Annotated in this window: 7 protein-coding genes; 1 reads left to right on the top strand and 6 read right to left on the bottom strand. The window is 67.5% G+C overall.

The window, feature by feature from the left end; translation table 11 throughout:
• Positions 1-57: 57 nt before the first annotated feature.
• From BLR49_RS12375 to BLR49_RS12390, 4 genes are all read right to left on the bottom strand, one after another.
• A complete protein-coding gene (locus BLR49_RS12375) occupies positions 58-1746 on the bottom strand; it encodes a metallophosphoesterase family protein (RefSeq protein WP_245690716.1) in 1689 nt (562 codons plus the stop codon).
• Between the two features lie 113 nt (positions 1747-1859).
• Positions 1860-2672: an HAD-IIB family hydrolase gene (locus BLR49_RS12380; RefSeq protein ID WP_092538088.1), complete on the bottom strand. Its 813-nt coding sequence runs from the start codon at positions 2670-2672 to the stop codon at positions 1860-1862.
• A 71-nt stretch (positions 2673-2743) separates the two neighbouring features.
• Complete coding sequence (locus BLR49_RS12385; RefSeq protein WP_092538074.1) at positions 2744-2914, bottom strand: methionine/alanine import family NSS transporter small subunit; 171 nt, start codon at positions 2912-2914, stop codon at positions 2744-2746.
• 1 nt (position 2915) lies between these two features.
• A complete protein-coding gene (locus BLR49_RS12390; RefSeq protein WP_092538076.1) occupies positions 2916-4493 on the bottom strand; it encodes a sodium-dependent transporter in 1578 nt (525 codons plus the stop codon).
• Positions 4494-4866: 373 nt separating this feature from the next.
• Here BLR49_RS12390 and deoD point away from each other — a divergent pair, with 373 nt between their 5' ends.
• Positions 4867-5583, top strand: coding sequence for a purine-nucleoside phosphorylase (gene deoD, locus BLR49_RS12395; protein ID WP_092538078.1), 717 nt, complete (start codon positions 4867-4869; stop codon positions 5581-5583).
• Positions 5584-5737: 154 nt separating this feature from the next.
• On the opposite strand, the gene BLR49_RS12400 is transcribed toward deoD, so the two are convergent.
• Together BLR49_RS12400 and ppgK are read right to left on the bottom strand one after the other, a co-directional pair.
• Positions 5738-6136 carry a NifB/NifX family molybdenum-iron cluster-binding protein gene (locus BLR49_RS12400; RefSeq protein WP_218121365.1) on the bottom strand — a complete coding sequence of 133 codons (399 nt, stop codon included), beginning with the start codon at positions 6134-6136 and terminating at the stop codon, positions 5738-5740.
• A gap of 53 nt (positions 6137-6189) precedes the next feature.
• Positions 6190-6945, bottom strand: coding sequence for a polyphosphate--glucose phosphotransferase (gene ppgK, locus BLR49_RS12405; protein ID WP_092538080.1), 756 nt, complete (start codon positions 6943-6945; stop codon positions 6190-6192).
• Between the last annotated feature and the right edge of the window lie 167 nt (positions 6946-7112).

Below are 7112 nucleotides of genomic sequence, written 5' to 3' on the forward strand. Positions count from 1 at the left end.
TGCCTCACCGCGGCCGCGGGGCGAATGGGCGGCGCTCGCATCCGCCAGCGGCCGTTGTCAGGAGTCCTCCGGCTCCGTCACCCCGGGCACGGGCTGCCAGGCGCCCACGGTGACGGAGGCGTCCCCATGCAGGGTGACGGTACGCCAGGCGGCCAGGTCGCCGTCGGGGGTGAAGGACAGCACGTGCAGGTAGGCGTCCTGGGTGACCCGCCCGATGGAGGTGCCGCCCTTGCCGGCCCCGGAGACTAGCTGGGATACCGGGAGGTTCCCACCGGCGGTGGTGGTCATGCCCCGCTCCTGGTGTACGTGCCCGGCGATCAGCAGCGGGGCGCACCCTTCGGCGATCAGGGGGGCGAAGGTGTAGGGCTGGTGGATGAGGACCACGTCGACCCGCCTGTTCGCCTCGGCCGCCTGGCAGGAGGCGGAGGCCAGGCGGGCGCCGAGCTGTGCGGCGTCTTCCTGTCCGCGCTGAACCGTGCCGCTGGCGGAGGTGCGGTCGGGGTCGACGTCACCGAGCACGTTCAGCCCGGCGACGGCCTGAACGGTCCCGTCGGTGACGGTCCATCCTTGGGCGCGCAGCCGCTCCACGGTGGAGTCCGAGTCGTGGTTGCCGATGGTGGCCACGCGCGCGACGCCGGAGGGTACGGCGTCGGACAGCGCATCCACACAGATCGACTCCGGCTGGCTTCCGGTCATGGTCAGGTCACCGCCGTCCATGTGAACATCCGCGCCGGCGAGCTCATCCAGCACACCGGTGAAGGCAATCACGTCGAGGTTGCAGTGCAGGTCGGTTGAGAGCACCACGGTGCTGTTCTCCTGCGGATCCACCGCCCAGATGCCGGTGGCCGGGGCTGTGGGAGCAGCGGTCGGGGAGGCTGCCGCCGGGGTGATGACGGTGACCTCGGGCGTAGCGATCCCAACCGGGGTCGTGCCCCTGGCGGCAGCCTCCTGGAAGGCGGCATCGATGGCGGAGCCGTCCACCGTGCCATCGACCGCCGTGACGTCAACAGCCCCGTCGACTGCGGCCGCCGCACTCCATGCCGCCCGCAGGTTGTCCTCCGCCGCGGTGTAGAAGGCCGTGTTCTCATCCATGAAGGCAGTCACGCGGCCGCCATAGGCCTGCACGATGTCGGCGACCCGCCCGGACAGGCGGGCATTCTCCACCGGGGTGCCCGCCAGAACCTCCAGCCGGGTCCCGGCCGCCGGACCGGTGTGCACGGCCGGGACGACGACGGCGACGACTACCACCGCGGAGGTCACGGCCAGCACCGCCGCGGCGGCACGCGGCATGTGGCGGCCTGCCCGCCACCGGGGCGGGCGCAGCCCGGCCAGGCGCCCAGCGGTGACCAGGCACAGCAGCACCGACTCGATCAGGCCGGCGCGCCGCAGGGCGTCGTCGGCGAGAGCCCGCAGTCCGCGTTGAATGGTCAATTCGGGATGGGTGATCAGGGCTACATATGCGGCCCCATCGGAGCTCAGCGCCTGGCCGAGTGTTTCGGCGGAGACCGCCTCGGGATCGGGCTCTCCTGGAATCTCCCCGACGATCACCTCAACCCCGAGGAGACCGGCGGGGGAGTCCATGGTGACCGATCCGAGGGGCCCGAGGTCAACGGTGAGTGTGGAGTCCAGAGTGACCGACCAAGTGGCCTCATGGGGGCCCAGGGGTGAGGACGCCGTCGCTGTGGACACACCGACAGCCAGGGAGGCGGCCGCGGTCAGCAGCAGCAGGGCGACGGTACGGACCACCTTGCGAAAGCGGGCGGTGCGTGCCCGCCACCAGCGCCGAAGCGCGGCTCGGCGGGCACCGAGCCCATTGGCGAGCGCACTGAGAGCGCGTCGCGGGGCGGTCGGAACGCGGCTCAGTTCTGGTCACCCATTGCAAGACGCGCGGCCAGCTCGGCCACGAAGGCGGCGGTGTCCTCCCAGGTGTCTACTGCCTGACAGGCCACGCCCATGGCCTTGACCGGATAGTCATTGCCCTGAGGGTCGAGACGGTCACCCACGAACAGCATCTGCTCCAGCGGGATGCTGGTCACCTCGGCGAGCTTCCTCATGCCGTAGGCCTTGTCGATGCCCTTGCGGGTGATGTCGACGCTGGTGGAACCGCCGGAGCGCACCTCCAGGTCGGGCAGGAGGGCGGCGACGGCATCGCGCAGACGTGCCTTCTTCTCGCCGGTGGGGTCCCAGGCCTGCTTCGCCTCCAGTGGAGCCTCCTGCCCCAGAGCGGAGAAGGTGATCTGGCTGCCCCGGTCCTCCAGTGCCGGCCCCCAGGTGTGCTCCTCCCACAGCCCGAGGCGCCGGGCCTCGGCCTCGACGACGGTGCAGGCCTGTTCAACCTGCGTGGGGGTGAGGTCATTGGCGTAAACCAGCGTCCAGTCCCCGTCGTCGGGGTTGTGGGTGTAGTACCGCGTGCCGCAGGTGGGCATGAGGTGGAGCCGTCCCAGTTCAGAGGGGGTGGCGCCCAGCCGGGCGAGCACCTGCTCGCGGAACTGCCCGATCTGCCCGCCGGAGATGACGCACACGGGGACGACGTCGAGCAGCGCGCGCAATGCGGCGGCCATGCGCTCGGGCATAGGCGACTTGGAGGGGGCCAGTGTCCCGTCCAGGTCGAAGGCGACGAGCCGCGGGCGCGCGGCGGGTGCGGACAGCGACACATCCGAAGGTGAGGACATGTGGTGCATTGTGTCGCACGCTTGCGGTGCCACAAAACCTGAGTCGGCTGGTGGCGTATCAGCTCCCGTCATCAAGACTCCTGCGGATGCCTCAGGTGCTCGTGGGCGGCGGCAAGCGCGGCCTCCCGGGCCTCAACGTCCTCACGGCGCCCGCGCACGATCAGAGCCGTCACGGATACGGCCAGGCCGCCCCAGATGATGACGATGGCGACGAGCATCACGGCGATTGCCTCTCCGGTCATCTCACTTCACCTCCTCGAGCACGTCCAGGCTAAGAGGTAGGTACTCGTCCACCGGTGTGCGCCACCGCATGCGCGTAAAGACGACCGTGGCAACGGCGACCAGGAAAATGGTGCCCCACCCGAAGACGCCCTGCAGGCCGGCGGAGTACTCGTCGTAACCGTTGGTCACGTAGGACCAGACGTTCTGGACGAACATGTACCCGAGCAGGAGCGGGGCGACCACGGCGACGAGCGCCTGCCACCAGCCACCGATGATCCGAGTGTCCGAGACCAGGTTCAGATGGCGCTGCAGCTCCTTCAGGCGCCGCAGCACCAGGCCGAGCCCAATGCACATGACGATGGCCGAGCCGACCACGCCGATGTAGTTGATATAGGCATCGACGATGTCCAGATCCCACAGCCCCGAGGCGGTGCCGAACAGCAGCAGGGAGAGCGCTGCGCTGGGCAGGCCGGCCGCCAGGGTCGCCTTGCCATTGGACCAGCCGAGCTTCTCCCCCACTGCCGGGGCGACGACCTGCAGGATGGATATGAAGGAGGTCAGGCCGGCCATCGAGAAGGAGGCGAAGAACAGGACTCCGAACAGCGCGCCGCCGGGCATCTGCGAGATGACTGTCGGGAAGGTGATGAAGGCCAGCCCAACGCCCTGGATGCCCTCCAGCTCCGCCACGGCCACGCCCTCGACGTGGGCCATGAAACCGAGAGTGGCGAATACGCCGATACCGGCGAGGATCTCGAAGGAGGAGTTGGCGAAGGCGGCGGTGAACCCGGTGCCCACGAGGTTGGAACGGCGCTTGAGGTAGGAGGCGTAGGTCAGCATGATGCCGAAGCCGATGGACAAGGAGAAGAAGATCTGTCCGAAGGCGGCCACCCAGACGGTGTAATCGGTCAGCCGACTCCAGTCGGGGGTGAACAGCGTGTTGAGCCCGTCGGTGGCTCCGGGGAGCAGGATCGCACGCACCACGAGGATGATGAACATGACCACCAGCACTGGTAGGAAGACTCGGTTGGCGCGTTCCACTCCCCGCGAAACACCGCGGGCGACCACGAAGATGCCGAAGGCCCACACCAGTGCCAGCGGGATAACCACGCCCAGGATCGGGATCGGTGAGTACGCGGGCGTGGAGGAGTCCGCCAGAGTGGTCCGGCCGATGTAGTCGCTGAAGAACCCGGCGGCGTCATCACCCCACGCAGTGGTGAATGAGAACAGCGTGTAGCGCAACGCCCAGGCGACGATGACTGCGTAGTAGGTCATGATGACGAAGCAGATGAAGACCTGCCACCAGCCGAGCCATTCGAACTTCTTGGATACCCGTCGGAAGACGGCCGGAGCGGAGCCGCGGAAGCGGTGCCCGAGCGCATAGTCGAGGAAGAGCACTGGCAGACCGGTGATCAGCAGAGCAATGATGTAGGGAACCATGAAGGCGCCACCGCCGTTGTTGTAGGCGGTGCCGGGGAAGCGCCAGATGTTTCCCAGGCCGATCGCCGAGCCAATCGCGGCCATGAGGAATCCGAGTTGTCCGCTCCACTGCTCGCGTGCAGGCAGCTGTGTGGTGGTTGGCGATCCGGGGCTGGAGGGCATTTAGAACCTTCCGGGTTGTGAGGAGCCGGCGTCACCGGCTGCCCGTGCGGGATGGCACAGGGCTAGAAACAGTAGGACGGTAGTCGCAGTCCGCGCGCCCTCCTACCATGTCCCGCCATGTGGACGGCCCCGGCGAGCGTGACCCGCGTCTACGTCCACGGACCGCGCATCATCCCGACGCCACCGGGCGGAGGACGCCAAAGGCGGACATGGCGGAGAGGTCTGAATGTCTCGTATGGGCGCCTATTGGACCTGCCCGGCCCGCACCCCTGCGGGGTGTGCGACACTGACATGTCGCGCGCTCCGAGTCACCCGGCGGTGCCGGGACTCATTTCGGCGCCGCACTTGTTGACTGATGATTGAAAGGACGACCATGGCCACGCCTCATATTGCCGCTGAGCCGGGCGACTTCGCCCCCGCAGTGCTTATGCCGGGAGATCCCCGCCGCGCTCAGCGCATCGCCGAGGGCCTGATGGATGATGCCCGCCTGGTGACAGATGTTCGCGGTATGCTCGGCTTCACCGGAACCGTGGACGGCAAGCCGCTGTCAGTCATGGGTTCGGGGATGGGGCAGCCGTCCTTCTCCATCTACGCCACCGAGCTGTTCAGCCAATACGGAGTCGAGCGCATTATCCGCGTGGGCACTGCCGGTGGGATCAGCGAAAAGGTGCACGTCGGCGACGTCGTCATCGCCACCGGTGCCCACACCGACTCTGCGATGAACCAGCTGCGCATTCCGGGCGTCAACTTCTCCGCGGTCGCCGATTTCCGCCTGGCGATGGCCGCCTACCGTGCCGGCCTCGAAGCGGGGCTGGCGGATCGCATGCACACCGGCACGATCATCTCCCGCGATCACTTCTACTTCACGCCCGAGGGGCAGACCGAGCGTCTATCCGCCTACGGCACGCTCTGCGTGGAGATGGAGGCCGCAGCCCTCTACGGGGTTGCCGCCGAGTTCGGCAAGCAGGCCCTGGCGGTGCTGACGATCTCCGACCACCTGCTCGACCACTCCGGGGACATGACCGCGGCGGAGCGCGAAACGCGTTTCCAGGACTCCCTGCGCCTGGCGGTGGCCGCAGCACTGAGCTGAGCTCTTCCGAGACGAGCGGATGAGGGGGCGACGGCGCATCTGCCGTCGCCCCCTCATCTGTTGCGGCTGAGCCGAAGATCGCACGCCCCGCCGGACATTGCCGAACGAGAGGCGCTCAGTGCTGAAGCCGGGGAGCAGGGCCCCAGCACGCTCGTCACCGCTTCTGACCGGCCTCCCCAGTCTCTGCGCAGGCCAGGGCGGTGACGACCGCCGCGCGTGCGTCACCTCCAGGGGTGGCCAGCAGGCGGATACCCATGCGAGCCACCACCCGCCGCATGCCGGCGCCCATGTGCTCCGCAACGATCGTGTCCACTCGATGCTCGTTAAGGAATCTGACGATGCGCGCGTGATGCGATCCCTCGGTGCCGGCATCGTGAGCAACGTCCCATCCCACCGAGTGCTCCTGCCAGCCTGTGACAACCCCGTCGGCGACGGTTGCCACGGCCACGCGCGGGGCGCGGCCGAAGCGGGGTTCCACGTCACCCGCGGCGGTGACGGGAACCAGGACTACGGTCGCGGGACCGGTCAGCGGATCAGTGTGCGGCTGCATCATGTGAACAGGGTAGGCCCTACCACGCCGATACAGCCAAGTATGGTGGTGCGCTTCTATGCCTGTTGTGCCTGGCTGGCGCGATACGCCGCCCCCACGATGCCCGCGGTGTTGAGCAACTGCGCCGGAACGATGGGGGTCTTCAAGTCCAAACGCGGAAGGAACTTCTCATGCTTCTTGGAGACTCCTCCGCCCACCACGAACAGGTCCGGTGAGAACAGCATCTCGACGTGCGAGTAGTACCGTTGCAGCCGCTTGGCCCACTTCTTCCATGACAGCTCCTGCAGCTCCCTCTGCCCGGAGGAGGCGCGCTTCTCAGCGTCGTAGCCGTCGATCTCAAGGTGTCCCAGCTCGGTGTTGGGCACAAGGGTGCCGTCAACAATGATCGCAGAGCCGATGCCGGTGCCGAGCGTGGTGACGATTACGGTTCCCGCAACTCCCTTCGCAGCACCGAAGGCAACCTCCGCGAGACCAGCGGCGTCGGCATCATTGAGTGCGGTGACCGGCCGTCCTAGATGACGCAGCATCAAGTCATTCACGTCGATACCGGCCCATGAATCGTCCAGGTTTGCGATGAAAGGGACGGTGCCATGCACAATCGGCGCCGGGAAGGCCACTCCAACTGGCACGTTGTCGCTAATACCAAGCCCCTCGAGCAGCCGCTTGCACACTTCTGCCACCGCGTCGGGCGTCGCCGGCTGCGGAGTCTCAATACGTATGCGGTCGCCTATGAACTCCCCCGTGTCCAGGTCCACGCGGGCGCCCTTGACTCCCGAGCCGCCGATGTCTATCCCACACGCCACCGAAGTCATCGCATCCTCCTCCTGCCAGCCTGGCGTCTGTGGGTTGAGGATAGCCGATGGGTGGGCCGCTGCGCCCCAGTTCGGTGTGTTGGTGGTGGTTTTTGGTTTTGTTTGTGGTTGTGGGTGGGTGGGTGTGCCGGCGGTGTCCTACTCTCCCGCCCGCCTGTCGGGGGCAG

Source organism: Actinomyces ruminicola, from assembly GCF_900103885.1.
In the GTDB taxonomy this organism is placed as follows: domain Bacteria; phylum Actinomycetota; class Actinomycetes; order Actinomycetales; family Actinomycetaceae; genus Actinomyces; species Actinomyces ruminicola.